The 24,991-nt window shown below is 70.0% G+C and carries 25 protein-coding genes, 1 pseudogene and 1 riboswitch; of the genes and pseudogenes, 15 read left to right on the forward strand and 11 right to left on the reverse strand.

Annotation, left to right across the window (positions count from 1 at the left end):
- Nucleotides 1–36: 36 nt before the first annotated feature.
- From Q4V64_RS23360 to Q4V64_RS23380, 5 genes and pseudogenes are all read left to right on the forward strand, one after another.
- A complete protein-coding gene (locus Q4V64_RS23360; RefSeq protein ID WP_124441191.1) occupies nucleotides 37–333 on the forward strand; it encodes a hypothetical protein in 297 nt (98 codons plus the stop codon).
- Nucleotides 330–629: a hypothetical protein gene (locus tag Q4V64_RS23365; RefSeq protein WP_124441190.1), complete on the forward strand. Its 300-nt coding sequence runs from the start codon at nucleotides 330–332 to the stop codon at nucleotides 627–629. The genes Q4V64_RS23360 and Q4V64_RS23365 overlap by 4 nt, the downstream gene beginning before the upstream one ends.
- Before the next feature lie 28 nt (nucleotides 630–657).
- A pseudogene (locus Q4V64_RS23370) lies at nucleotides 658–1,173 on the forward strand (GNAT family N-acetyltransferase); the annotation flags it as partial.
- A 123-nt stretch (nucleotides 1,174–1,296) separates the two neighbouring features.
- Nucleotides 1,297–1,701, forward strand: a complete 405-nt coding sequence (locus Q4V64_RS23375) for a hypothetical protein (protein WP_124441188.1) — start codon at nucleotides 1,297–1,299, stop codon at nucleotides 1,699–1,701.
- Between the two features lie 13 nt (nucleotides 1,702–1,714).
- A complete protein-coding gene (locus Q4V64_RS23380) occupies nucleotides 1,715–6,478 on the forward strand; it encodes a caspase family protein (protein ID WP_124441187.1) in 4,764 nt (1,587 codons plus the stop codon).
- Here the strand turns inward: Q4V64_RS23380 and Q4V64_RS23385 are convergent.
- Nucleotides 6,420–6,701, reverse strand: coding sequence for a DUF4031 domain-containing protein (locus tag Q4V64_RS23385; RefSeq protein ID WP_124441186.1), 282 nt, complete (start codon nucleotides 6,699–6,701; stop codon nucleotides 6,420–6,422). The genes Q4V64_RS23380 and Q4V64_RS23385 overlap by 59 nt on opposite strands.
- Nucleotides 6,698–7,081: a hypothetical protein gene (locus tag Q4V64_RS23390; protein ID WP_124441185.1), complete on the reverse strand. Its 384-nt coding sequence runs from the start codon at nucleotides 7,079–7,081 to the stop codon at nucleotides 6,698–6,700. Before Q4V64_RS23390 ends, Q4V64_RS23385 begins: the two co-directional genes overlap by 4 nt.
- Before the next feature lie 55 nt (nucleotides 7,082–7,136).
- Between Q4V64_RS23390 and Q4V64_RS23395 the strand changes: the two genes are divergently transcribed.
- Both Q4V64_RS23395 and murQ read left to right on the forward strand, forming a co-directional pair.
- Nucleotides 7,137–8,057: a MurR/RpiR family transcriptional regulator gene (locus Q4V64_RS23395; protein ID WP_124441184.1), complete on the forward strand. Its 921-nt coding sequence runs from the start codon at nucleotides 7,137–7,139 to the stop codon at nucleotides 8,055–8,057.
- A 40-nt stretch (nucleotides 8,058–8,097) separates the two neighbouring features.
- Nucleotides 8,098–9,030, forward strand: coding sequence for an N-acetylmuramic acid 6-phosphate etherase (gene murQ, locus Q4V64_RS23400; protein ID WP_124441183.1), 933 nt, complete (start codon nucleotides 8,098–8,100; stop codon nucleotides 9,028–9,030).
- Nucleotides 9,031–9,195: 165 nt separating this feature from the next.
- On the opposite strand, the gene Q4V64_RS23405 is transcribed toward murQ, so the two are convergent.
- On the reverse strand, nucleotides 9,196–9,588 hold the full coding sequence (locus Q4V64_RS23405; RefSeq protein WP_124441181.1) for a hypothetical protein: 393 nt from the start codon (nucleotides 9,586–9,588) through the stop codon (nucleotides 9,196–9,198).
- 115 nt (nucleotides 9,589–9,703) lie between these two features.
- Here Q4V64_RS23405 and Q4V64_RS23410 point away from each other — a divergent pair, with 115 nt between their 5' ends.
- The 6 genes from Q4V64_RS23410 (at nucleotide 9,704) to Q4V64_RS23435 (ending at nucleotide 13,640) form a co-directional block, all read left to right on the forward strand.
- Nucleotides 9,704–10,543 (forward strand): helix-turn-helix transcriptional regulator, encoded by an 840-nt coding sequence (locus Q4V64_RS23410; RefSeq protein ID WP_124441180.1) that lies wholly within the window; start codon nucleotides 9,704–9,706, stop codon nucleotides 10,541–10,543.
- Complete coding sequence (locus Q4V64_RS23415; RefSeq protein ID WP_124441179.1) at nucleotides 10,527–10,730, forward strand: DUF397 domain-containing protein; 204 nt, start codon at nucleotides 10,527–10,529, stop codon at nucleotides 10,728–10,730. The genes Q4V64_RS23410 and Q4V64_RS23415 overlap by 17 nt, the downstream gene beginning before the upstream one ends.
- A 26-nt stretch (nucleotides 10,731–10,756) precedes the next feature.
- Nucleotides 10,757–11,296: a DinB family protein gene (locus tag Q4V64_RS23420; protein WP_172629275.1), complete on the forward strand. Its 540-nt coding sequence runs from the start codon at nucleotides 10,757–10,759 to the stop codon at nucleotides 11,294–11,296.
- Nucleotides 11,297–11,573: 277 nt separating this feature from the next.
- Nucleotides 11,574–12,395 (forward strand): hypothetical protein, encoded by an 822-nt coding sequence (locus Q4V64_RS23425; RefSeq protein WP_124441213.1) that lies wholly within the window; start codon nucleotides 11,574–11,576, stop codon nucleotides 12,393–12,395.
- Entirely contained in the window at nucleotides 12,392–13,063 is a 672-nt protein-coding gene (locus Q4V64_RS23430) for a Uma2 family endonuclease (RefSeq protein ID WP_253267057.1), read from the forward strand. Before Q4V64_RS23425 ends, Q4V64_RS23430 begins: the two co-directional genes overlap by 4 nt.
- Before the next feature lie 4 nt (nucleotides 13,064–13,067).
- Nucleotides 13,068–13,640, forward strand: coding sequence for a hypothetical protein (locus tag Q4V64_RS23435; protein WP_124441177.1), 573 nt, complete (start codon nucleotides 13,068–13,070; stop codon nucleotides 13,638–13,640).
- A 6-nt stretch (nucleotides 13,641–13,646) separates the two neighbouring features.
- Here the strand turns inward: Q4V64_RS23435 and Q4V64_RS23440 are convergent, their stop codons facing one another.
- From Q4V64_RS23440 to thrC, 5 genes are all read right to left on the reverse strand, one after another.
- Entirely contained in the window at nucleotides 13,647–14,777 is a 1,131-nt protein-coding gene (locus Q4V64_RS23440; protein WP_124441176.1) for an NADH:flavin oxidoreductase, read from the reverse strand.
- Between the two features lie 233 nt (nucleotides 14,778–15,010).
- The gene (gene groL, locus Q4V64_RS23445) at nucleotides 15,011–16,636 is read right to left on the reverse strand and encodes a chaperonin GroEL (protein WP_124441175.1); all 1,626 of its coding nucleotides are present in this window, start codon (nucleotides 16,634–16,636) and stop codon (nucleotides 15,011–15,013) included.
- A 336-nt stretch (nucleotides 16,637–16,972) separates the two neighbouring features.
- The gene (locus tag Q4V64_RS23450) at nucleotides 16,973–17,176 is read right to left on the reverse strand and encodes a cold-shock protein (RefSeq protein WP_010035953.1); all 204 of its coding nucleotides are present in this window, start codon (nucleotides 17,174–17,176) and stop codon (nucleotides 16,973–16,975) included.
- Nucleotides 17,177–17,607: 431 nt separating this feature from the next.
- Nucleotides 17,608–17,883 (reverse strand): ubiquitin-like small modifier protein 1, encoded by a 276-nt coding sequence (locus Q4V64_RS23455; protein ID WP_124441174.1) that lies wholly within the window; start codon nucleotides 17,881–17,883, stop codon nucleotides 17,608–17,610.
- Between the two features lie 114 nt (nucleotides 17,884–17,997).
- The gene (gene thrC / locus Q4V64_RS23460) at nucleotides 17,998–19,296 is read right to left on the reverse strand and encodes a threonine synthase (RefSeq protein ID WP_124441173.1); all 1,299 of its coding nucleotides are present in this window, start codon (nucleotides 19,294–19,296) and stop codon (nucleotides 17,998–18,000) included.
- 17 nt (nucleotides 19,297–19,313) lie between these two features.
- Nucleotides 19,314–19,474, reverse strand: a riboswitch (SAM riboswitch).
- Nucleotides 19,475–19,661: 187 nt separating this feature from the next.
- Here thrC and Q4V64_RS23465 point away from each other — a divergent pair.
- Both Q4V64_RS23465 and Q4V64_RS23470 read left to right on the forward strand, forming a co-directional pair.
- Nucleotides 19,662–20,606 (forward strand): glucosyl-3-phosphoglycerate synthase, encoded by a 945-nt coding sequence (locus Q4V64_RS23465; protein WP_124441172.1) that lies wholly within the window; start codon nucleotides 19,662–19,664, stop codon nucleotides 20,604–20,606.
- A 107-nt stretch (nucleotides 20,607–20,713) separates the two neighbouring features.
- A complete protein-coding gene (locus tag Q4V64_RS23470; RefSeq protein WP_124441171.1) occupies nucleotides 20,714–22,132 on the forward strand; it encodes a trehalose-6-phosphate synthase in 1,419 nt (472 codons plus the stop codon).
- A 185-nt stretch (nucleotides 22,133–22,317) separates the two neighbouring features.
- Here Q4V64_RS23470 and otsB read toward each other — a convergent pair whose 3' ends face one another.
- The 3 genes from otsB to Q4V64_RS23485 all read right to left on the reverse strand — a co-directional run bounded on the left by otsB (nucleotide 22,318) and on the right by Q4V64_RS23485 (nucleotide 24,965).
- A complete protein-coding gene (gene otsB, locus Q4V64_RS23475; RefSeq protein ID WP_124441170.1) occupies nucleotides 22,318–23,181 on the reverse strand; it encodes a trehalose-phosphatase in 864 nt (287 codons plus the stop codon).
- A gap of 169 nt (nucleotides 23,182–23,350) precedes the next feature.
- Nucleotides 23,351–23,611 (reverse strand): DUF3263 domain-containing protein, encoded by a 261-nt coding sequence (locus Q4V64_RS23480; protein ID WP_124441169.1) that lies wholly within the window; start codon nucleotides 23,609–23,611, stop codon nucleotides 23,351–23,353.
- Nucleotides 23,612–23,681: 70 nt separating this feature from the next.
- Entirely contained in the window at nucleotides 23,682–24,965 is a 1,284-nt protein-coding gene (locus tag Q4V64_RS23485) for an extracellular solute-binding protein (RefSeq protein WP_124441168.1), read from the reverse strand.
- Between the last annotated feature and the right edge of the window lie 26 nt (nucleotides 24,966–24,991).

The raw sequence follows: 24,991 nt of genomic DNA on the forward strand, positions 1-24,991 counted from the left end.
CGTGGGACTCGCCCTCCGCAGGAAGGATCACGCTCCGTGAGTGAACAGCCCGTGCAACCGGAAGTACCTGTCGAGCCACCGCCCATGCGGACCCTCGGCGAGGTGCGGGCCGCCCTCGCCGCAGGACTGGGCTTCCCGGGCGATCCGGCCCGCCTCGAAGCCGAACTGGCGGCCACCTTGAACCGCGTCGACTTCACGGACCTGCACGAGGTTTCGGAGCTGATCGCGACATACCGCGGGCATGTCCTGACCCGTTGCGACCCCGACTTCGAGGCGTCCCTCGCCGAGGGCGTCGAACTGGCCATGTCCCTCAAGCGGGACGGCGACCGTTGAGCGAACTCGGGGCCATCGTGGAGATCACACACACGGCCCGCAAACGGCTGGATCTGCTCGGCCCAGACGCAGCATCGGCTGTCGAGCGCCTGCGTGAGGAACTGGAGCGAACACCACATACGGGGCGACGCGTCCGCGTCCTCGACCACGGCGCGGAAGTCTGGGTGACGCGCGTCGAGGCCCGGGCCGGCTGCCCCGCCCTGTCCGTGACGTACGTCTACGCACCCCACCCCGCACCGCCGACCGGCGCCATCGTGTCCGTCGTACCGGACGACACCCGGAGTGAGGATGTCTGAGCTGTCCGGTCACGGCGCCCCGATCCATATCCCCGCCGACCGCCTCACTCTCCAGGGCGTCACCCCCGCGGCTGCCGCCGACCTGAGCGCGGGCGGCGGCGGAGGCTTCGACTGGCTGGGGGGCAGGCCCTACGAGGGCACGCTGGAGGCCGCCGGGATGATACTGAAGGCCTGCGAGGCCGGGGTGCATCGTCCGGAGTTCGGCCTGTTCGTCCTCGTGCGGAAGGAAGACGGCCGCGCGATCGGCGGCATGGGTTTCCACGGGGCGCCGGACGAGGAGGGCAAGGCAGAGATCGGCTACGACCTGGTGGAGAGCGCCCGCGCCAACGGCTACGCGACCGAGGCACTGCGCGCCCTGTCGGAGTGGGCGCTGGCCCGCGGCGACGTACACGTGCTCATGGCGACGATCGAGCAGGGCAACACCCCCTCCCAGGGCGTGGCGGCACGGGCCGGATTCGTCCGGGCAACCGTGGAGGAGGAGCGGTCGGTGCAGGAGCAGCACGACGCGGAGGCGGCACTCCGGTTGTATGTCCGCCGCGACTGACGCCCCGTCGGCGACAAGACCGAGTCACCGTATCCCCGACCGCAAATGCCCCTGGTGGAACTACAGTTGTCTCTCCAACGGGAGCCTGGCGGAGCCGGTGTGGCTGAGGGGGACGGGAACGGCATGAGCGAGCAAGCCTTGGACCGGGTCGGAGAAGCCGGTGAGGTCGCTGGAGACACCACGGTCCAGGTCTCGGTGGACGGGCAGACCCTGCCGTTCTGGGTGACGGCGACCGAGGAGGACGTCGCGCTCGCCGCGCAGGACAGCGACACCATGGGCCTGTTCAGCCGCGACGGCGACGCCGTGCTGCGCGCGGTGCCCCTCGGCCCGCTCCGCAAGAACCTCGCCGACGCCGTCGACGCCCTGCAGCGGATCTTCCAGGAGGTCGCCGACCGCGGCGGCCCGCTCCCGCTGGCCGAGGCACAGCTCTCCTTCCAGGTCACCGCGAGCGGAGGCATCCAGCTCGTCGGCTCGGGGCAGATGCAGGGTTCTCGGAGCCTGACGCTGACGTTCAAGCGGCCCGACTGAGCGGGCCCGGCCCATGCAGAAGTACAAGGCGCTGCTGATCGGGGCGAGCGACTACTCCGACAGCCCCAGCTTCGGGGAGCTGCCCTTCGTCCGGGACGACCTCCAGCGGCTGCGCGAGGCCCTGGCCGGCCGTGACTTCCAGGCCGACATCCTGGAGAGCCGGCGCGGCATCACGCCGAACACCGTGCGCGGTGCCGTCGACAAGTTCCTCGGCGGCGCCCGGCGCGGCGACACGCTGCTCATCGTGCTGAGCGGACACGGGATCCACATCGAGGGCCAGGACTACCTGGTGCCCGAGGACGCGGCCGACACGGTGCCGTTCGTCAACAACTGCATCAAGGTCGGCTGGCACCAGGAGGTCGAGCGGTCCCAGGCGGAGCGCGTGGTCTTCCTGCTCGACACCTGCCGCGAGGGCGTGATGCCGGACACCAAGTCGATTCCCGGGACCCGGCGTTGGAAGCCCCCGGAGATCATCGACACCCTGCGCCGCAAGGTCGCCTACGTCCACGCCTGCGCGGCACCCGAGGTCGCGCGGTTCGTCAGGGAGACGGACACGCTCCAGCCCGGCTACGACATGGGGACGCAGCAGGGCGAGTCGTTCAGCATCTTCTCGCGCGCCGTCGCCGACGTGATCACCGCCGACCCGCACGCGCTGCGGCTGCGGGAGTTCTCCGTGCAGGTGCAGCAGCGGGTCGACGAGTACTACCGCGCCTACGCCAAGCCGAACCCTCCGCAGCGGGTGAAGGTGACCTGCGAGACGGACGCCGACGGCGGGGACTTCCCGCTGCTGCCCGGCGCCGAGCGGTGGAGCGGGGACCACACCTGGGTGCGGAACGTCGAGAAGTTCCCGTGGCACCGCACCTCCGAGAACCCGGCGCGGGAGACCCTCAAGGACGTCTGCCGGGTCCTCGCGGGCCGGCTGGCCGCGACGTACGAGAAGGCGGCGCGGGCGCTGGGTGAGGATCCCTGGCACGACACCCTCCTGACCGAGCGCGCCCACAAACGGCTGGGGTTCCTGGTCGGCCGGCTGGACGACGGGACGCTGTCGCCGGCCGAGGCGGCGCTGGCCTTCCTGTTTCCCCTGGTCACCGAGACCCTCTGGGCCCAGGAGGCGGCCCAGCGCGTCGGCGTCCTCACCGCGAACGCCTCGGCCGCCGGGCCCGACCAGGCCCGCTTCCACAAGTTCGCGAAGGGTTTTCCGCGGCTCAAGCGGCGCCTGGTCGCGCTGGAGAGCGCGGGCGACGACGCCGAGAGCAAGAAGGCCGCCCGCGAGGCCACGGAGCGCATCCACTGGTGGCTCTTCCACCGCTGGCTCGTCCGGCAGCCGGATCTGTACACCGCCGAGCGGCTCAAGGAACTCATCGGCGATGTGACGACCGGCGGGGAGTATCCGCAGTGGGTGGCCGACGCCCTCTCCGCCGAGCGTCTGATGCGGCTGGTGAAGGAGCACCGGACCACCCCGTTCACCATGCGGCGCGCCGACACCGACCAGGCGCCGTACGGGTACCGGCCGCTCCATGAGGACTCGGAGGTCTTCGAGGCCAGCACCGACGAAGAGCAGCCGGTGCGTACGGTCCTGGTCGCCGCCCTCGTCAAGGCGGCACAGGCCATGGCCGTGGACCCGCTGGACCTGCCCGAGATCGTCGTCGAGCACCTCGGCGTGCACGGCAGCGTCGACCTGGAACAGCTACGGGCCACGGTGCGCCGGTCCGACTGGCGGGTCTCCGGCCTGGGCCGCTCCCTCAACGCCGTGTGCATGCACCCGGCCGTCCAGGTCGCCCTGCGCGAACACGCGGCCCGCTTCGACGTGCTCCTGCGCGACATCAACCGCGGCGACGACCCGGCCCTCGCCCCGCTCGAAGGGCTCCCGCCCTACGCCGACGGCAGCCGCGTGAGTCTGCACGGCAACACGCCCGACCAGCTCTCCGACGGCATCCGCTTCCAGCTGGCCGAGGACCGCGTGCAGGAGCTCCTCATGGGCGAGGAACTGTACGGCGACAGCGAACTGGCCGTACGCGAGCTGTACCAGAACGCCCTGGACGCCGCCCGCTACCGGGAGTGCCGCACGGAGTTCCTGCGGCGCAAGGGCGAGCGTCTGAAGCCTTACGAGGGCCGTATCGAGTTCACCCAGGGCGTCCGCCCCGACGGACGCCCCTATCTGCAGTGCCGCGACAACGGCATCGGCATGGGCATCAAGGAGCTGAGCACCGTCTTCTCCCAGGGCGGCGCCCGCTTCGTCGACCTCCCCGAGTACATCGAGGAACAGGCGGCCTGGGAGGAGCTTCCCGGCGAGAAGCTGCGTCTCCATCACAACTCGCGGTTCGGGATCGGCGTGCTCAGCTACTTCATGCTGGCCGACGAGATCGTCGTGGAGACCTGCCGGATGGGGCGGGAGGGGCGGCCGGGCAGACGGCTGCGGGTGACGATCGCGGGGCCGGGGAACTTCTTCGGCGTGGAGGACCTGGGGCCGGGCGAGGACACCGGGACGACGGTTCAGCTGTTGCTGGGCAAGGAGCACCGGGGCGTCTCCTGTGTGGACGCGCTGGAGAAGGTGCTGTGGGTGGCGCCGTATACGACCACGGCCGAGCACGGGGCACGGACCTTGAGCTGGCAGCCGGGCGCACTGCCGGAGGCCGGCCCCGTCACAGAGTACTGGTATGGCCACCACCGGAAGCGCCAGGACCGCATCCCCTCCCAGGACCCCGACCTCTGGTGGATCGGCGGCCACGGCATCGTCCTGGCGGACGGCCTGTACGCGGACAGCGGCAACTCCCCCTACGGCGCCGTGGTCAACCTCCACGGCGAGAGGACGCCGGAACTGACGGTGGACCGCAAGAACATACGCTCATACGACGAGGATGACGTCAGGGCTCGTATGATCGCCGCGCTGCCCGCTCTCACCGACTCCGGAAGCGGACTGCTCGACGCCGACTGGCTGGAAGGTGCCAGCAGTTGGTCCGTGTCCTTCGGCGACCAGGTCGCCGAGCAGGTGCGCCGCGCCGATCTGCCGTGGCAGCTGCGCAACCTGCCGCCGGTGCCGTTCAGCCTGATCGGCTTCTTCCCGCCCGACGCCGGCCTGCTGCCCCTGGTCACCGGCGACTACTCGCACACCGACCACGAACAGGCCGCCTCGTTCCTGGCGAACATGCCCCTGCCGGTGCTGCGTTGGCGCCTGCGCACCCTGTACCACGCCGGGTTCGGCGGCCCCGTCACGCTGCCGGACACCGACGGCACGGACGCGCTGTGCGCCCGCCCGTCGGATCTCTTCCTGTTGTGCTGCGCTGTGGAGAGGTTCTACGTCTGGGACTACAGGCTCGAAGACTGGCTGAGGGGCCCTCGCACATCCGGCTTCCTGCAGCACTACGCGCCCTCTCAGGCGCTCGCCGACACAGGCTGGGCCAGCCTCAGCAAGCTGTTTCCCTGGCGGGAACCAGGCGCTCCCGTCACCCCCGCGGGCGTCTTCGAGCTCAGTGAGAAGGTCGAGCGCCCGCCGGCCGAGGTCGCGGCACGCCTGACCGACTTCGGGTACGAGGTCGGGGACCTGGGCGATTGTGCCGCGGCCGAGTGCTCCGACCTGCCCCTCCTGCGCCCCCTGGGTGATCTCTCCGGCTGGCTGTCCCCGGGGACGGCGCTGTCGGCCGCCCAGATCGCCGTCAGCGCCGCCCAGGCCGACTGCCCCACGGCGCAGGCCGCCCGACGGCTCGGCGAGCTGGGCTTCGCCGTCCCCGCACAACACCCGGCCCGCGATGCCTGGGCCGAAGAGGAGCGCAACGTCCTCTCCGCGCTGTGGAACGCGTACGAGGACGCGCCCTCCCCCGAGGCGGCGGTGCACGTCTCGGCCGCCCAGTTGACGTCGGTGACGTACGCCACGGACCTGCCTCGGCGCTTCGTCACGGATCTCCTGGGAGAACTCGGCTTCATCCTGCCGCCGGACGCGTCGGCGCTCCCCGAACTGACCGATGACGACCGGGTCCTCATCGACACCAGGCAGCTCCGAGCGGACCGCGAGGTGCCGCTGCGCTACGTGGCCGCCACCGCACGCCGGCTCAACCACCCCGCCCGCGACCTCGCCGCGAGACTGCGCGAACTCGGTTACCCGGTGCCCCAGGTCCCCGAGGACGGGCAACTGCCCACCCCCGAGGAGACCGACCTCCTCGGAACCGGCATCGAACTCGTCGACACCGACCGCCCCGTCTCCCTGGTCCAAGTGGTGCGGGTCGCCGTCCGCACCGAGAGCACCCTGTCGGAGGCGGCCGACCGGCTGAGTTCCCTGGGCTACCGCTTCGGCTTCGATCCCGATGTGCTGTCACGCTTCAGGAAACAGGACGTCGACGTCCTGTCCCACGGCAGCGAGGACGGGACGTGGAAGAACCCGGAGGAATTCGGCCCGGTCTCCCCGGCCGCGCTGCACGCCGTCATGCACCACGTCGGCCAGGAGATCCTCTCCAACCTGGTCGTCGACCCTCTCACCGCCCTGGGCTTCGACGTCGCAGAGCCCCCGCATGCGTGGGGCGAGGAACGCCGGGTGGAGTACGTCCTGTACCGCCGGCTCATCGACACCAAGCGCGAACCCCCGCGCAGCACGTGGCCACCGGTCCCCGAGGAACACCTCTCCCTCGTCACCCTCGCCGTGACAGCCATGCGAGCGGGCAAGTCCCTGCGTGAAGCCGCCCTCACGGCGACCGCACTGAACATCCGCCACGAAGCCGAGACCTGGTTCACCCCTGCGGCGGAGGAACCTCCCGCCCCTTCGGCCGCCGCAGCCCCGCCCCGGTAAGCAGCCGCACCACCTCACGACTGCTGACCTCCACCGCGCCGGCCGCCACCACGTCCGCGTACCGGTGCGAGGGAATGTCGTAGTGGTCCCGCTCGAAGGCCCGCCGTGGGACGCCCAGTTCCCCGGCGAAGGTGTGCAGTTCCTCGAACGAGACATCGCTGACCAGGTGGGACCACATCCTGCCGTGTCCCGGCCAGGTCGGCGGGTCGATGTACACCGTCACGAGGACGGCGTCCCGCCGGCCGCAGACCCCAGCGCCCCCACCGCCGCGACCTTCACACCCGCCTTGTGGCACACCCAGTGCGGGTCGGGCCCGAGCTCAGGCTCGACGTCCAGCGCGTGCGGGTCCCCGGAGCCGCACACCGGGCACAGCGGCCAGCGGCCGTACCGCTCCAGCAGCGCGTCCTGCACGTCCTGCGCGATCAGCCCGGCCACGTACTCCACGCCGTCCGGCCACTGCTCGACCCACCAGCGCCGCTGGACGACGGCCTCCTCGACCATCGACACCACGTCCGCCTCGGCGACCTCGCCCGCGACGAGATCGGCCAGCACGAGGGCGCGTGCCGCGTGCAACGCCTGCTCCAGGGGGCTGATGGGATCCATGCACCCATTGTGCGCACTCTTGACCACATCACCGAGCCGAAAATATCTTTCACCTGTGACCCGCGAAGTGAAGGAAATTTTCGGCCCGGGCGCACCGCCCGCCCCGGCCGCGCTGGCCGCCAAGGTGCGCACCCTCGCCCCTTCCATGACCCGTTCCATGCAGCGGGTCGCCGAGGCCGTCGCGAAGGACCCCGCCGGCTGCGCCGCCCTCACGGTCACCGGCCTCGCCGAACTCACCGGCACCAGCGAGGCGACCGTCGTACGCACCGCACGCATCCTGGGCTACCCCGGCTACCGCGACCTGCGCCTCGCACTCGCCGGCCTCGCCGCCCAGCAGCAGTCCGGGCGCGCCCCCGCCATCACCACCGACATCGCGGTCGACGACCCGATCGCCGACGTCGTCACCAAGCTCGCCCACGACGAGCAGCAGACCCTCGCCGACACGGCGGCCGGCCTGGACACCGCGCAGCTGGGGGCCGCCGTGACCGCGGTGGCCGCCGCCCGCCGCACCGACGTCTACGGCATCGGGGCCAGCGGACTGGTCGCCCAGGACCTGACCCAGAAGCTGTTGCGGATAGGGCTGATAGCCCACGCGCACAACGATCCGCACCTCGCCGTCACCAACGCCGTGCAGCTGCGGGCGGGCGACGTGGCCATCGCGATCACGCACTCCGGGTCCACGGGGGACGTCATCGAGCCGCTCCGCGTCGCGTTCGAACACGGGGCGACGACGGTGGCGATCACCGGCCGGCCCGACGGCCCCGTCACCCAGTACGCCGACCACGTCCTGACGACCTCCACGGCCAGGGAGAGCGAACTGCGCCCGGCGGCGATGTCGTCCCGCACCAGTCAGCTGCTGGTCGTGGACTGTCTGTTCGTCGGGGTGGCACAACGGACGTACGACACGGCGGCGCCGGCCCTGTCGGCGTCGTACGAGGCGCTCGCGCACCGGCATCGGCATCGGCACCGGCGGTAGAACCGCACCGCGACCTCGAATGTGAAAGAGCCGTTCCACTATGACCTCCACCTCCGACCCCCGTGACCTCCAAGCCCAGTTGGAGACCCTGACCACCGAGGCCTTCCGGCCCGAACTCGCCGACATCGACCGACTGCCCACCCTCGACATCGCCCGCCTCATGAACGCCGAGGACACCTCCGTACCGGCCGCCGTCGCCCGGCGGCTGCCCGAGATCGCCGCCGCGATCGACGCCGTCGCCGAGCGGATGGGCCGGGGCGGCCGGCTGGTCTACGCGGGCGCCGGTACCGCCGGACGGCTCGGCGTGCTGGACGCCTCCGAGTGCCCGCCGACCTTCAACACCGCCCCGGAGCAGGTCGTGGGCCTGATCGCGGGCGGACCTGAGGCCATGGTCACCTCGGTCGAGGGCGCCGAGGACTCCAGGGAGCTGGCCCGGACGGATCTGGACGCCCTCTCCCTCACCGCCGACGACACGGTGGTCGGCATCTCCGCCTCCGGCCGCACCCCGTACGCCATCGGCGCCGTCGAGCACGCCCGCGAGCACGGGGCACTGACCATCGGCCTGGCCTGCAACGCGGACAGCGCGCTCGCGGCGGCCGCCGAGCACGGCATCGAGATCGTCGTCGGCCCCGAGCTGCTCACCGGCTCCACCCGCCTCAAGGCCGGCACGGCCCAGAAGCTGGTCCTCAACATGCTGTCGACGATCACGATGATCCGCCTGGGCAAGACGTACGGGAACCTGATGGTCGACGTCCGCGCCTCGAACGACAAGCTGCGCGCCCGTTCCCGCCGCATCGTCGCGCTGGCCACCGGCGCGGGCGACGAGGAGGTCGAACGTGCCCTGACGGCCACCGACGGCGAGGTGAAGCACGCCATCCTGACGATCCTCGCCGACGTCGACGGGCCGACGGCCGCCCGCCTGCTGGAGGAGTCGGAGGGCCACCTGCGGGCGGCGCTGGGGGCGGCGACCTAGTGCCGCGGCAGGCAACGTTTGCCCGTCAAGGAGCGGCGTCCGGTGCGTGCTCTCGGCGTGCCGGGCGCAGGCCCTCGTACTGGATGTACTTGGGTCTGTGCCCGGTGCGGCGAGAGTGCGTGCCGGGCGTCGTGACGGGGCAAACGTTGCCTGCCGCGGCACTAGTCAGCAGCGAAGCCGCCGCTCCCCGTTGACCTTCCGCACCCGCTCCCGCAGCACGTCCCCCTGCGGAGCGGGCCCGGTCGACTCCGGCGGACAGTCCCACTCACGCCCCCCGCTCACCGGCCGAAGCTGCACCTTTCCGCCCACGTGCCCCATCACCTCCCCGATACGTCCGTCCCGTACGTCGACGACATGGCTCCCGACAGCCGGCCGCTCCCCTCTCAGCACGGACGCCAGCCGCTCGGCCGTGCGTACGTTGCAACGCCCCAGCTCGACCAGCGCGAACGGCTCGTCGCTCGCGCCGGTCACGGGATCGACGCGGAGGGACGGCAGGACGACGCCTACGCCCACAAGCGCCTCCTTCAAGGACGCCACCACTTCTTCTGTCGATCGCACGCCTACTTCTCCCTCCACGCAGAGTTCACCGTTCGCAACACAGCGTGTCCGCGATCGGTCTAGCCTGGCCATACCGGGCGCCCCAACAACCTCTGCTGTTCGACCGGGAGTTGCCATGCCAGGATCGAGGGACCTAGACCCGTCGTCGTCACCGCGCGCCCTGCTGGGCGCGGAGCTGCGCCACGCCAGAGAGAAGGCAGGGCTCAGCCAGGAGTACGTGGGTCAGCGACTGTTCGTGAGCGGCACGTTCATCGGGCAGTTGGAAGCGGGTACGCGGCGGATGCAGCCGGAGTATGCGCGGTTGCTGGATGAGGTCCTGGGGACGGACGGCTTCTTCCAGCGGAACTGCGGGGCGGCGGCCAAGTCGAAGTATCCGGAGCACTTCGCGGAGGCGGTGGAAGCCGAGGCTCAGGCCACGGCGATCAGGGAGTACGCGCCGCTCCTGATCCCCGGGTTGCTGCAGACGCCCGCGTACGCACAGGCCGTGAACCGCGCGTACGACCCGACGGCACCGGAGGAGACCGTCGAGGAGTGGACGGAAGGCCGGATGGAGCGGATCCGGCTGCTCGACCACCCAACAAAGCCGGTGTTGTGGGTCGTACTTGACGAGGCGGCGTTGCGCCGGGAGGCAGGTGGCCGAGCGGTGATGGCGGAGGCCCTGCGCCATATCGCCGCCCTGGCCCGCCGGAACCGGGTCATCGTGCAGGTACTGCCGCTCAGCGCTGGAGCGCACGCGGCGATGCAGGGTGCCCTGAAGCTGATGGAGTTCGAGGACGCCCCTCCGCTGGCCTACTACGAGGGGGTGCGCACCGGACGGCTGGAGGACGACCCGGCCACGGTCGCCCAACTGAGGTTCACGTTCGATCTCCTCGTGGCCTCCGCGCTCTCGCAGGAGAAGTCCCTGGCCCTGATCGAGGCGTTGGCGCAGGATTACACCCATGAGGAACATCCCTGACTACGACCTGAGCACGGCCACCTGGCACAAGTCCAGCTATAGCGGCGGTGGCGGCGACAACTGCCTGGAAGTAGCCGACGGCCACCCCGCCCTCGTCCCCGTCCGCGACTCCAAGAACCCCCACGGCCCGAAGCTCGTGTTCCGAGCATCTGCGTGGTCGGCCTTCGTCAAAGCGGTCAGGAACTGACCTACATGACTCCTAGCGTGGCCGTCATGACTGACACCACGCACGACACCCACACCGCCACCGACGAGCGCACCGACCTGCTGGAAGCGCTGGCCCATCACCGGCACTTCCTGCGCTTCACCACCCGCGACCTCACCGACGAACAGGCCGGTCAGCGCACCACTGCCAGCGAGCTGTGCCTGGGCGGCCTGATCAAACACGTCACATCGGTGGAGCGACACTGGGCGGACTTCATCCTGAACGGCCCGTCGGCGATGCCCGACTTCACCGCCATGACCGAGGCCGACTGGGCCCGGCGGGCCGACGAGTTCCGGATGCTGCCCGGTGAGACGCTGGTCGGCGTACTGGCGGCGTACGACGAAGTAGCTCGCCGAACCGACGAGTTGGTCACCACCCTGCCCGACCTGAACGTCACCCATCCGCTGCCCAAGGCCCCGTGGAACGAGCCCGGGGCGCGTTGGTCGGCCCGCAGGGTGCTGGTGCACGTGATCGCGGAGACCGCCCAGCACGCCGGCCATGCCGACATCATCCGCGAGTCCCTGGACGGCGCGAAGAGCATGGGCTGACCGGTCCCGAAGCTCAAGCATCCAGCCCCGAGCCCTCTTTGCAAGGAATGGGTGGCGGGTCTCAACCCACCCTCCCACCCCGCGTGTTGACTTGACGCGTTCGGCTTGCCACGCAGGGTGACGATCGTCTAGCGTGCCCGCATAACGAACAGCCCCCGCCAGATGTTGGAGCACCTGCGCGGGGGCTTGACCTACGAGATCGAAGGAACAGTTCGATCCCATGGCTGATGCCCAGCTTAGTGCCACCTTCCTGCCCGCGCACGCGTCCCCGCACCCAATGGCCAATCCGGGTTACGGGAAGCGCAGCGCCCCGGACCAACACCCCCGCACGGCCCACGACTTCGCCCACCTCCCACCCCGCGAAGCCGCCATCGCCGCCTACCTCGACCGTCTCCCCGACGGTGCCGACATCTCCGTAAAGACGCTGGCCAAGACGCTGCCGTACGGGCAGTGCGCCCTCCGGACCGCGCTCAACCGCCTCCAACAGGCAGGCCACTTGCGACGCGGACGAGAGCGGCTGGCCGACACCGAGAGCGTCCGCTGGATCACCCGATCGTGGTTCTCCCGTACCGCACGCGACGATGACTGGTGGGCGGCGTTCACGCGGGGCGATGTCCCGGACGAACCGCCGGACCGGCCTCGCCCCACCCGTTCCCGCGCCCACATCCTCCTCGCCGCCCTCGGCCGCGAGACCCCCGCGCTGTCGCTGTCGGAGGCCGAATGCGCCCGCCTCGCGCCTCTCGTCACCGACTGGTACGCCCGAGGCGCCACCGACGCGGACGTGACCCGGGCCCTGACCAGCGGCCTGCCCACCCCGGTCCATCACCCGGCGGGCCTGATCCACAACCGCCTCACCACCAAGCTCCCGCCGGAGAAGCCGACCCCACGCCCACCCCTCCGCATCCTGGAGTGCGCCGAGTGCGGAGTACCAGGCCGTCCGGAGGCCCTGCCCGGCGGCATCTGCGGTGCGTGCCGGGGCGAACGCGCCCCTGACCACCACCACACGCCCCTGCAGGCCTCCTCAGTCCATGCCCGTGCGGCGGAGATCCGTGCCGCAATGGCCGTACGACGACACGAAAGGACAGAGGCGAAGCCATGACCCCCAGCACAGCTGACCGCCCGGTGATGCCCGTCGAGGACTTCGAGGAACTGGCCAGTGTGGCCCCGGCGCACGTACGGCTGGAATACGTCGACGGACGGGTCCGCACGAGGGACCCGCTCAGCGTCGAGGACTTCGAGGAACTGGAGCGCCGGGCTCCGGAGACCGTCCGGCTTGAGTACGTCAACGGAAAACTAGAGGTCAAGGCAATGCCGGACGGCAACCACTGCTCGATCTACATGTGGCTGCTGCGCCAGTTCCTGCTGCAACGCCCGGATCTGAATCTCGTACCCGAATCCGGTGTCAAGGCCGAGGCCTGTCGCAAGGGCCGCGCCCGCACCGACGCGACCCTTGCGCCAGTGGACCACTTCAAGGGTGACGGCGAATGGTCCGACCCCGACGGCTCCCTCATGGCCCTGGAAATCACCTCCCGCGACCGCGACACCAACAAGCGCGACCGCATCGACAAGCCCGTCGGCTACGCGGAAGCCGACATCCCCGTCTACCTCCTCGTCGACCGCGACAACAACACGATCACCGTCTACAGCGAGCCGAAGGACGGCCGCTACCACAGCTCCCCGTCCTACCCGTGGGGAGCGACCGTCGAGATCCCCGCCCCGGTGAACATCACCCTGGATACCGAAAAGCTCAAAGACTACGCAGACTGACACCATGAACCACGCCCAGCGAACCGCCCTGGGCCGCGCCCTCCGCCTCCTCGGCGAACACGGCGAGGCCCTGACCGGTGACACCCCGGACGCCAAGCTGCACGAGGTCAAGGCCGATCTCAAGCGTGCCCTGGATCTGCTGGAGGACAGCGTGACCACGGCCGCGCCCTCCACCCGTTGCCCCGAGCACCCGGGCGGGCCCGTCGACGAGAACGCCCACGACCTGTGCCTGCTGTGCGAGACCCGGCGCCGGGCCGCCCGGCGTGCCGAGTACAACGGGGCCGCCCCGCTCCCCCGGTCCGCCGACCACCCCGTCTCCTCCCGCTACGGCGTCCGCGAGGACCGCCCCCAGCCCCAGCAGCGCTGGCTGCCGGAGTTGTGGAACGGGCAGGCGTGGCAGCTGTGCGGTACGCCGCGCAGGGACCGGCGTGAGGCCGAGCTGTATCTCGCCGCCGCGCGACGCGGCCCCCGCCCCGCCATGGCCTACCGCCTCGTGCACGAGTTCACCGACTACGAGGTGCTGCGGGTCTGGGGGACGCCGGTGCGCGTCGACATCGAGCCGATGGGCAACCTCTGAGGGCCCTCAGCTCAGCGAGCTCAGCGACGCCGCGTCGTACGGCTTCAGCTCCTCGTAGCGGTCGCCCAGCACCTTCGCCGCCCACTGGGGGTCCTGGAGCAGCGCGCGGCCCACGGCGATCAGGTCGACTTCCTCTGTCTCCAGGCGGTCGAGGAGATCGTCGATGCCCTTGACCTCGGCGCCCTCGCCCTGGAAGGCCTTGACGAAGTCGCCGTCGAGGCCGACCGAGCCGACGGTGATGACCGGCTTGCCGGTGAGCTTCTTCGTCCAGCCGGCCAGGTTGAGGTCGGAGCCGTCGAACTCCGGGAGCCAGTGGCGGCGGGTGGAGGCGTGGAAGGCGTCCACGCCGGCCGCGGCGAGCGGGGCGAGGATGGCTTCCAGTTCCTCGGGGGTCTCGGCGAGCTTCGCGCCGTACACGTCCTGCTTCCACTGCGAGTAGCGGAAGATGACGGGGAAGGAGGGGGAGACGGTCTCGCGGACCGCCGCCACGATCTCCTCCGCGAACTTCGCACGGGCCACCGGGTCGCCGCCGTATACGTCCGTACGGCGGTTCGTGCCCGCCCACAGGAACTGGTCGATGAGGTAGCCGTGGGCGCCGTGCAGTTCCACGCCGTCGAAGCCGATCCGCTCCGCCGCCGCGGCGGCCTCGGCGAACGCGCCGATGACGTCGTCCACGTCCCGCTGCGTCATCGCCTTGCCGGTGCCCTCGGTGCCGTCGAGGCGCAGGCCGGAGGGGCCGACGGCGGGGGCGTCCGGGTACGGCGGCTGGCCCTGCTCCCGGACCATGCCGATGTGCCACAGCTGCGGCACGATCATGCCGCCCGCCGCGTGCACGTCCGCGGCCACCTTGGCCCAGCCCGCGAGCTGCTCCTCGCCGTGGAAGCGCGGGATGCTGTCGCTCTGCCCGGCGGACTCGTGGCCGACGTAGGTGCCTTCGGTGACGATCAGGCCGACGCCCGCGGCGGCACGCCGGGAGTAGTACGACGCCACGTCCGCGCCCGGGATGCCGCCCGGGGAGAACTGGCGGGTCATGGGTGCCATCACGATGCGGTTCGGGACGGTCAGTCCGTTGATCGTGGCCGGTCGGGAGAGGATGCGGGCCGCGCGAGAGGTGGGCTCGGTGGCGGTGGCGGTCACGTATGGGCTCCTCGGAGAGGTCGGTCGGGCAGTCGGGCAGTCGGGCCGACAATGGGGCATTCCCGTCGGTATGTGCATGCGCATCGACCGCCCGTACGGCACAACCGCCGCCCCTCACCCGGGCATTCCGCCGCCCCGCCTTCTGTGATCCACCACACGCCCGAGGGCGGCACCCCCTGTTTCCAGGGAGTGCCGCCCTCGGTACTCAGGACGGTCGATCAACCGGAGGTCGATCAGAAGTCCATGTCACCGCCCGGCATGCCGCCGCCACCGGCCGGGGCGGCGTTCTTCTCCGGCTTGTCGGCGATGACGGCCTCGGTGGTGAGGAACAGCGCGGCGATGGAGGCGGCGTTCTGCAGGGCAGAGCGGGTCACCTTCGCCGGGTCGGGGATGCCCGCGGCGAGCATGTCGACGTACTCACCGGTCGCGGCGTTCAGGCCCTCGCCCACGGGGAGGTTGCGGACCTTCTCCACCACGACGCCGCCCTCGAGGCCGGCGTTGATCGCGATCTGCTTCAGCGGGGCCTCGAGCGCCAGCTTGACGGCGGCGGCACCGGTCGCCTCGTCGCCCTCGAGCTCCAGCTTGTCCAGCGCCACGGAGGCCTGCAGCAGGGCCACGCCACCACCGGCGACGATGCCCTCCTCGACGGCCGCCTTGGCGTTGCGCACGGCGTCCTCGATGCGGTGCTTGCGCTCCTTGAGCTCCACCTCGGTGGCGGCACCGGCCTTGATGACCGCGACACCGCCGGCGAGCTTCGCCAGGCGCTCCTGCAGCTTCTCGCGGTCGTAGTCGGAGTCGCTGTTCTCGATCTCGGCGCGGATCTGGTTGACCCGGCCGTTGACCTGGTCGGAAGAGCCGGCACCGTCGACGATGGTGGTCTCGTCCTTGGTGATGACGACCTTGCGGGCGCGGCCCAGGAGGTCCAGGGACGCGTTCTCCAGCTTGAGGCCGACCTCCTCGGAGATGACCTCGCCGCCCGTGAGGATGGCGATGTCGCCGAGCATGGCCTTGCGGCGGTCACCGAAGCCCGGGGCCTTGACGGCGACGGACTTGAAGGTGCCGCGGATCTTGTTGACGACCAGGGTCGACAGGGCCTCGCCCTCGACGTCCTCGGCGATGATCAGCAGCGGCTTGCCCGACTGCATGACCTTCTCCAGCAGCGGGAGCAGGTCCTTGACCGAGGAGATCTTGGAGTTGGCGATGAGGATGTACGGGTCCTCCAGCGAGGCCTCCATACGCTCCATGTCGGTGGCGAAGTACGCCGAGATGTAGCCCTTGTCGAAGCGCATACCCTCGGTGAGCTCCAGCTCCAGACCGAAGGTCTGGGACTCCTCGACGGTGATGACGCCTTCCTTGCCGACCTTGTCCATCGCCTCGGCGATGAGCTCGCCGATCTGGGTGTCGGCGGCGGAGATGGAGGCCGTGGAGGCGATCTGCTCCTTGGTCTCGACCTCCTTGGCCTGCTCGAGGATGGCGGTGGAGACGGCCTCGACGGCCTTCTCGATACCGCGCTTGAGGGCCATCGGGTTGGCGCCGGCGGCTACGTTGCGCAGGCCCTCCTTGACCAGGGCCTGGGCGAGAACGGTCGCCGTGGTCGTACCGTCACCGGCGACGTCGTCCGTCTTCTTGGCGACTTCCTTGACCAGCTCGGCGCCGATCTTCTCGTACGGGTCCTCGAGCTCGATCTCCTTGGCGATGGAGACACCGTCGTTGGTGATCGTGGGCGCGCCCCACTTCTTCTCGAGGACGACGTTGCGGCCCTTGGGGCCGAGCGTCACCTTGACGGCGTCCGCGAGCTGGTTCATGCCGCGCTCGAGGCCGCGCCGCGCCTCCTCGTCGAACGCGATGATCTTGGCCATGTGAAGTGGTCCCTCCAGGACTGGGGGTGATTCCTTCGGACCGCGCCCGCGCCCGCGACGGACGGCTCGCCTGCCTCGTGGTTCCTTGCCCCACCCGGCCTGCGGGCCTCACCGACCCGGTCCACACTGTCACTCTCACCTTCAGAGTGCTAACGCCAATGATTAGCACTCGGCCCTGCCGAGTGCAAGCGCCTCTCGGGGATCGGGCACCCGCCTCAGCCGGATGCGAACCGGACGCGAACCACCCCGCACCGACCCCCGGACGTGCCGGAGGGCCCGCACCCTGCCGGGTGCGAGCCCTCCGGAGAAGACCTTCTATTGCGGTTGGTCGCGCGTTCAGGCAGAGACGCGAACCATGTCGGCCTGCGGGCCCTTCTGGCCCTGCGAGATCTCGAACTCGACCCGCTGGCCCTCTTCAAGGGTGCGGTACCCGTCCATCTGGATGGCGCTGTAGTGGACGAAAACATCCGCACCACCGTCGACCGCGATGAAGCCGTACCCCTTCTCCGCGTTGAACCACTTGACGGTGCCCTGAGCCATGCCTAACTCCCCTATTACTGGCCCTTGCACAGACCCACACTTCGTGGATCCGGGTCAGACCTCACCCCCCACATGATTGGGGGCGTGCGCCGGAACGCGTCGACCGCGGCCGAATGTATCTGCCCAACTGCCGTCTGCAACAGGTCAATCGGACGAGAAATCAGGACGCACAGGGTCGGGAATCTGCCGAGAATTCGGCTGAATGCAGGGCAAGTCGGGCCCCACAAAGCACACAAAGGCCACAAAAGAGGCGCACAGTTTGGCTACTTCTTGTCGGGCGCGCGGCAGAAAACTAGGGCCCCTGACCTCAAGGCCGGCACCGCGTTCCCCAACTGTACCGCGCTCAACCACATTGAATTGCCCCCTCCGCTTCTCTTACGGAGGGGGCAATTCGATGAACTCTCGGTAACCGACGTTACCGTGGGTAATGATCAGCCTCCGGCAACGGCCGGAATGATGGACACGCCCGCACCGTCCGGGGTGGCGGTCTCCAGGCCCTGCTCGAAGCGGACGTCGTCGTCGTTGACGTACACGTTGACGAACCGGCGCAGCTTGCCCTGGTCGTCCAGGACGCGGGCGGAGATGCCGGTGTGGTTCTTCTCCAGATCGGCGATGACCTCGGCGAGGGTGGCGCCCTCGGCGACGACCTCGGCCTGCCCGCCCGTGTAGGTACGCAGGATGGTGGGGATGCGGACGTTGACGCTCATGACTTATGACCTCCGGTCAGGTAATCGCCCTCAGGGGCGCGGGGCTGTGTTGATTTGCGGCTACCGCCGCGTGGGCGCGACCAGTCCCCACCGGCCCGCAGCGTGACGACGGCTCTAGACGAGCCCCGCCTCTCGGAACGACTCCAGGTTGGGACGAATGGTCGCAGTGAGCCCGGTCCCGGCCACCGCATCCAGCGTCTTCAGACCATCCCCAGTGTTGAGCACGACGGTCGTCAACGTCGGATCCAGCACGCCATCCTCGATCAACTTCCGCGTAACACCCACGGTCACACCACCGGCGGTCTCCGCAAAGATGCCCTCGGTCCGCGCGAGCAGCTTGATCGCGTCGACGATCTGCTCGTCGGTCACGTCCTCCACCGCCCCGCCCGTACGGCGAGCGATGTCGAGGACGTAAGGACCATCCGCCGGGTTGCCGATCGCCAGCGACTTGGCGATGGTGTTCGGCTTCTGCGGCCGTACGACGTCCTGACCGCCCTTGAAGGCGACGGACACCGGCGAGCAGCCCTCGGCCTGCGCACCGAAGATCTTGTACGGCTTGTCCTCCACCAGCCCGAGCTTGATCAGCTCCCGCAGACCCTTGTCGATCTTGGTGAGCTGGGAGCCGGAGGCGATCGGCACGACCAGCTGGTCGGGCAGCTGCCAGCCCAGCTGCTCGCAGATCTCGTACGCCAGGGTCTTGGACCCTTCCGCGTAGTACGGCCGCAGGTTGACGTTGACGAAGCCCCAGCCCTCGCCGGCCGGGTCGCCGATCAGCTCGGAGCAGAAGCGGTTCACGTCGTCGTAGTTGCCCTCGATGCCGACGAGCTCGCCGCCGTAGACCGCGGCCATGACGACCTTGCCCTGCTCCAGGTCGTGCGGGATGAACACGCAGGAACGGAAGCCGGCCCGGGCGGCGGCGGCGCCGACGGCACCGGCCAGGTTGCCCGTGGAGGAGCAGGAGAGGGTGGTGAAGTTGAACGCGCGGGCGGCCTCGATGGCCTGGGCGACGACCCGGTCCTTGAAGGAGTGCGTCGGGTTGCCGGAGTCGTCCTTCACGTACAGCCCGCCGGTCACACCGAGCTCGCGCGCGAGGTTGTCGGCCTTGACGAGCTTGGTCCAGCCGGGGTTGATGTTCGGCTTGGTGGCCACGTCCGCCGGGACGGGCAGCAGGGGCGCGTAACGCCAGATGTTCGAGGGGCCCGCCTCGATCTGTCGACGGAGCTCCTCGGTGTCGTAGGCCGAGAAGTCGTAGGCGATCTCGAGCGGGCCGAAACACTCCTCGCACGCGAAGACCGGGCCGAGGGGTACACGGTGACCGCACTCGCGGCAGGAGAGTGCCGCGGCGGGACCCAGGTCTACGGTGACGGTGTCGGTGGTGTTGTCCGTGGTGCTTGCAACAGTCTGCACAGCCATTGAGGCGAGGCCCTTTCTCCTCATCTTCCTCACGACGCATCTCGCCGTGAGACGGATTTGGCACCTTCCCTAGCCGGTGGAGCCTCGCGGAGACGATCAACAGTGATCGTTTACGAGACCGGCTGGAGGGTTGCCGGGGCTTCATCGGGCCGTATCCCTCTGCCCCTCTGGATGAGCGGTATGTGGTTGTTGATCGTTGAAACGCAACGCCGACCCCGACATGCGATGGTCATCCGCGTTGTTCAAGACTGTAACCGAAGGCCAGCACAGTTTAGGTAGCCGTCCGAACCGCGAGATGGATCACATGGCCCGCCAGAGACCATGGATCGCACACTCGCCGAGAGAACGCAGAGGAGCCGCGCACTGTGCTGAATGAAGTCGAGCGCTGGCTGAGCACTCGCTCCTGGTCCAGGACCGATCGCCCGCTCCACCAGATCATGGCCGCCAAACGCGCCACGGGCCAGTCGGTCAGTGTCGTGCTGCCCGCACTCAACGAGGAGGAGACGGTCGGTGACATCGTCGCCGTGATCCGCCACGACCTCATGCGGCAGGTCCCGCTCGTCGACGAGATCGTCGTCGTCGACTCCGGGTCGACCGACCGCACGTCTGAGGTCGCCACGGCGGCCGGGGCGAGGGTCGTCCACCGCGACGACATCCTCCCCCGCATCCCGACCGTCCCCGGCAAGGGCGAGGTGCTGTGGCGCTCGCTCCTGGTCACCAGCGGGGACATCGTCTGCTTCATCGACGCGGACCTGAAGGAGTTCTCGTCGGACTTCGTCTCCGGGATCGTGGGCCCGCTGCTCACCGACCCCGGCGTCGACCTGGTCAAGGGCATGTACGACCGTCCGCTGCGCGGTGCGGCAGGCCAGGGCGGCCGGGTCACCGAGCTCATGGCGCGCCCGCTGCTGAACATGCACTGGCCGCAGCTGGCCGGTTTCGTCCAGCCGCTCGGCGGCGAGTACGCGGCCCGCCGCTCGCTGCTGGAACAGCTGCCGTTCCCGGTGGGATACGGGGTGGAGCTGGGCATGCTGGTGGACGCCCTGCACCTGGTGGGCCTCGACGCGCTCGCCCAGGTCGATGTCGGCGTCCGCAAACACCGCCACCAGGACGGGCAGGCCCTGGGCCGCATGTCGGCCGCGATCTACCGCACGGCCCAGCTGCGGCTGGCCCGCGGGCATCTGATCCGGCCGTCGCTCACGCAGTTCGAGCGGGGCGAGGACGGGTTCGAGCCGCGCACGTACTCCGTGGACACGGAGGAACGGCCGCCGATGGTGGAGATCGCGGAGTACGCGGAGCGGAAGGTCGCCTGAGGCGGCCTCGACCGGGCCGGATCGCCTGGTCTTACGGGCCGTATACAGCTGATCGCGGAGGGGATCCGCACGTTTGAGCGGTTACGGGCTGGGCTAAGTTGAGGCGTATGGCTTCCACGCAGGCTGCTCAGGGTGCTCGAGGTGCTCAAGTGCTGGTCGCGTCCAATCGCGGCCCGGTCTCCTACGAGGTGCGCGAGGACGGCTCGCTGCACGCCAAACGGGGTGGCGGCGGGCTGGTCTCGGGCCTGTCGGCGATCGGGCCGGACGCGGGCGCCCTGTGGGTGTGCTCGACGCTGGGCGACGGCGACCGGGAGGCGGTACGGCGCGGGGTGGGCGAGCCGGGTGTGCGCATGCTCGCCGTCCCGGCCGACGTGCACGCCGACGCGTACAACGGCATCGCAAACTCCGTGCTGTGGTTCGTCCACCACATGCTGTACCAGACCCCGCTGGAGCCGGTTTTCGACGCGGAGTTCCGGCGTCAGTGGGCGTCGTACGAGACCTACAACCGGGCGTTCGCCGAGGCGCTGGCCGAGGAGGCGGCGCCGGGGGCGGCGGTGCTGGTGCAGGACTACCACCTGTGCCTGGTGCCGGGGATGCTGCGTGAGCTGCGGCCGGATCTGCGGATCGGGCACTTCTCGCATACGCCGTGGGCGCCGGTGGAGTACTTCGGGATGCTGCCGGACGATGTCGCCGGGGAGGTCCTTCGCGGCATGCTGGGCGCCGACCGGCTCGGGTTCCTGACCCAGCGCTGGGCGGACGCGTTCACCGCGTGCGCGGCGGAGTTCGCCGGAGGGCTCGGGGACACACGGATCGGCGTGCACGGGCTCGGGGCGGACGCGGACTTCCTGCGGAAGCGGGCGCACGAGGCCGATGTGGACGAGCGGATGGCGGCCCTGCGGGAGGAGATCGGCACGGCTCCCGACGGCGGCGCGCGCAAGGCGATCGTCCGGGTCGACCGGACCGAGCTGTCGAAGAACATCGTGCGCGGACTGCTCGCGTACCGGCAGCTGCTCGACGATCACCCCGAGTGGCGGGAGCGGGTGGCGCACGTGGCGTTCGCGTACCCGTCGCGGCAGGACCTCGCGGTGTACCGGGAGTACATGACGGAGGTGCGGCGGCTGTCCGAGGAGATCAACTCCCAGTACGGCACGCCGGGTTGGACTCCGGTGGTACTGAATCTCAAGGACGACTTCGCACGCTCGCTGGCCGCGTACCGGCTGGCGGACGTGGCGCTGGTCAATCCCATCCGGGACGGCATGAACCTCGTCGCGAAGGAGGTGCCGGTCGTCTCCGACGAGGGGTGTGCGCTGGTGCTGTCTCGGGAGGCGGGGGCGTACTGGGAGCTGCGTGAGGACGCGATCACCGTCAATCCGTACGACGTGATGGAGACGGCGCGGGCGTTGCACGAGGCGTTGTCGATGGCGCCGGAGGAGCGGGCGGAACGGACGAAGCGGTTGGCTGCGGCGGCTACGGCGTTGCCGCCGGCGCAGTGGTTCTTGGAGCAGTTGAATGCGCTGAAGGCGTGATTCTCGCCCCCAGGGGGCTCCGGCCAATGCCCACCCACCACCCGACTCGGTACCTCAAGAGGTGACCCTCCCCCACAGGGGCCACCCGCACCCGACCACGAAAGCCGCACGGGTAGTGCGGGTGGGAACAAAAACCCGGCCGAAGGCCGGGTGTCGCTGAACGCACCCGCACCCGCACTCCGGTCTCAGCCCAGCCGCGCCGCCAGCCCCCGCAGCAGCCGTACGACCCCCTCCGGACCGTCCACCACCAGGTCCGCCCGATCCCGCAGCTCTGTGACCTCGTCGCTGCCGCTGCACACCAGGAGTCCCGGGGTGCCGTCGGAGCGGAGTTTGTCGACGGCGGCGAAGGCGGGGAGGTCGCCGAGGTCGTCGCCGGCGTAGAGGACGGACTCCGCGGAGATCTCGCGGGCGTATTCGTGCAGGGCGACACCCTTGTCCATGCCGGGCGGGCGGAGTTCGAGGACCAGGCGGCCGGGCTCGACGATCAGGCCGTGGCGGGCGGCCAGGTCGGTGAGGGGGCCGCGCAGGGCCTCGAAGGCGGCCTGGGGATCGGCGGCCCGGCGGGTGTGGACGGCGACCGCACGACCCTTCTCCTCGATCCAGGTGCCCTGCCACGCACCGACCCCGTCGAGAACGCCCGGCAACTCGGCACGGACGGCGGCGACGCCGGGGTGGGGGGCGGGGGCGTTGACGGTGCCGGTGACGGCGTCCCAGCGTTCGGCGCCGTAGTGACCGAGGACGACGAGGTGCTCCAGGCCGGGAACGCCGGCGAACCCGCCGTGCCGTACCGCCACGCCGGCCGGACGGCCGGTGATCACGGCGACGGCGGCGACCTTCGGGGCGAGGGCGGCGAGCGCGGGCACGGCGTCCGGGTGGGCGCGGGCCTGCTCGGGATCCGCCACGATCGGCGCGAGGGTCCCGTCGAAGTCGAGCGCGATCACCGCGTTGGCGGGCCGCGCGAGAATGGCGTCGAGCGCGTCCCGACCGGCGGGGGTCGCGGGCGTCGGCAGGGGGTCAGTTGCGTCCGTGGAGTCCGTGTGGCTGCCCATACGGCGACCATATCCGCGGAACGGCCGCACGTTCTCGGCAGCGGCCGCGATTCTCAGCCCGTACGGTCACCCCTCGACCGACCGAGACGGGTGGCCGGGTGGGCATGGGCCGGGGGTCTGGGGGCGAAGCCCCCAGCAACGGTCCCCGGCGCCGGGTGCCGACCGGCCATCACCGCTCGCCGCGCCGCGCCTCCCGCACCCTCCGCAACCGATTCACCGTCACCGGATCGAACGCCAACGCCCGCTCATCGTCCAGCAGAGCGTTCAGCAGTTGGTAGTACCGCACCGGCGCCAACCCCAGCTCCTCCCGTATCGCCCGTTCCTTCGCCCCGGGCCCGCTGAAGCCACGCCGTTCCAGCGCGAGGATGTCCCGCTCCCTGCGCCCAAGCCCTTCCTGCTCCTGCCGCTCCTGCCGCTCCTCCTGCTCCATACCCGGCAAGGTAGCCGCCGCCACTGACAGCCGGACAGCCGGACAGCCGGACAGCCCGATCGCGCCCCGCCTACCCCGCCGTCTGCGCCGAGAACGCCGTCGTCTGGATCCGGCTCAGCACGTCGGCCGGGCTGCCGTTCGGCCCGACGGCCTGGCCGATGCGCTTCTTGATGTCCGCGCTGACCTGTGCCCAGGAGGTCTCGCCCGCGGGATACAGCTCGGAGAGCGGCAGCTCCCGCAGGAACGGCTTGAGGTCGGCGTCCTCCTTCGCCGCGCTCATCGCCTCGGACGCGGAGTTGGTCACCGGCAACAGGTCGTACTCGCGCGAGAAGTCGAGCACGTTCTTCTTGTCGTACACGAAGTTCAGGAAGTCACCGGTCTGCTCGGCATGACCGTTTCGCTTGAACGCGGTCATCCAGTCGGTGACGCCCATGGAGACCTTGCTCGGCCCGTCCTCACCCGGCATCGGCACCATCCCGAACTTCACCCCCTTGCTCTCGGCCATCTTCATCAGCGAGGGATGTCCGTTGAGCATGCCGACGTCCCCGGCCGCGAACGCGGAGAACGCGTCGGCACGGTTCAGCTCGGCCGGCGCGACCGGCCCGGTCAGTCCCTTGCCGACCAGGTCGTTCTTCAGCCAGGTGAAGGTGTGGAGGTTCTCCGAGGAGTCGATGCCGTACGTACCGAGCGTGTCGGTGTAACCGCCCCCGCCGCTGAGCAGCCACTGCATGGTCTCGGCCTGCGCCTCCTCCGGCCCGAGGGGCAGCGCGTACGGGTACTTCACGCCCTCCGCCTTCAGCGCCGCGGCGTCGGCCTCCAGCTCGTCCCAGCTCTTCGGCGGGGTGAGGCCCGCCTCGCTGAAGAGCGTCTTGTTGTAGAAGAGCAGCCGCGTCGAGGCGGCGAACGGCATGCCGTACTGGACTCCGTCGACCTCTCCCGCGTCGGCGAGCTGGGAGATCCAGTCGGCCTGGACGGCGATGGACACCAGGTCGTCGGTCTTGTAGAGCAGATCCTTGTCGGCGTAGTCGGCGTACGACCCGATCTGCGCCATGTCGGGTGCCTGGCCGGCGTCGACCAGCTCCTTGACCTTGCGGTCGATGTCGTTCCAGGAGTAGACGGAGACGTCGACATTCACGCCGGGGTGCTGCGACTCGTAGTCCTTGACGAGGGCGTCCCAGTACTTCTTCGAGCTGTTGGCCGCGCTGTCGCCGTAGTCGGCGGCGACCAGCTTCAGTGTCACCTCGCCGGCGTCGCCGCTGAGGCCGCCACCGCCGCAGCCGCCGAGGACCCCCGTCAGGCCCAGTGCGGACACCGCCGCGATCGTCCCTGTCCTACGCCGACGCTGCACTGCCATCGCCCTCAAAACCATGATCGAAACCA

Source organism: Streptomyces sp. NL15-2K (assembly GCF_030551255.1).
GTDB lineage: Bacteria > Actinomycetota > Actinomycetes > Streptomycetales > Streptomycetaceae > Streptomyces.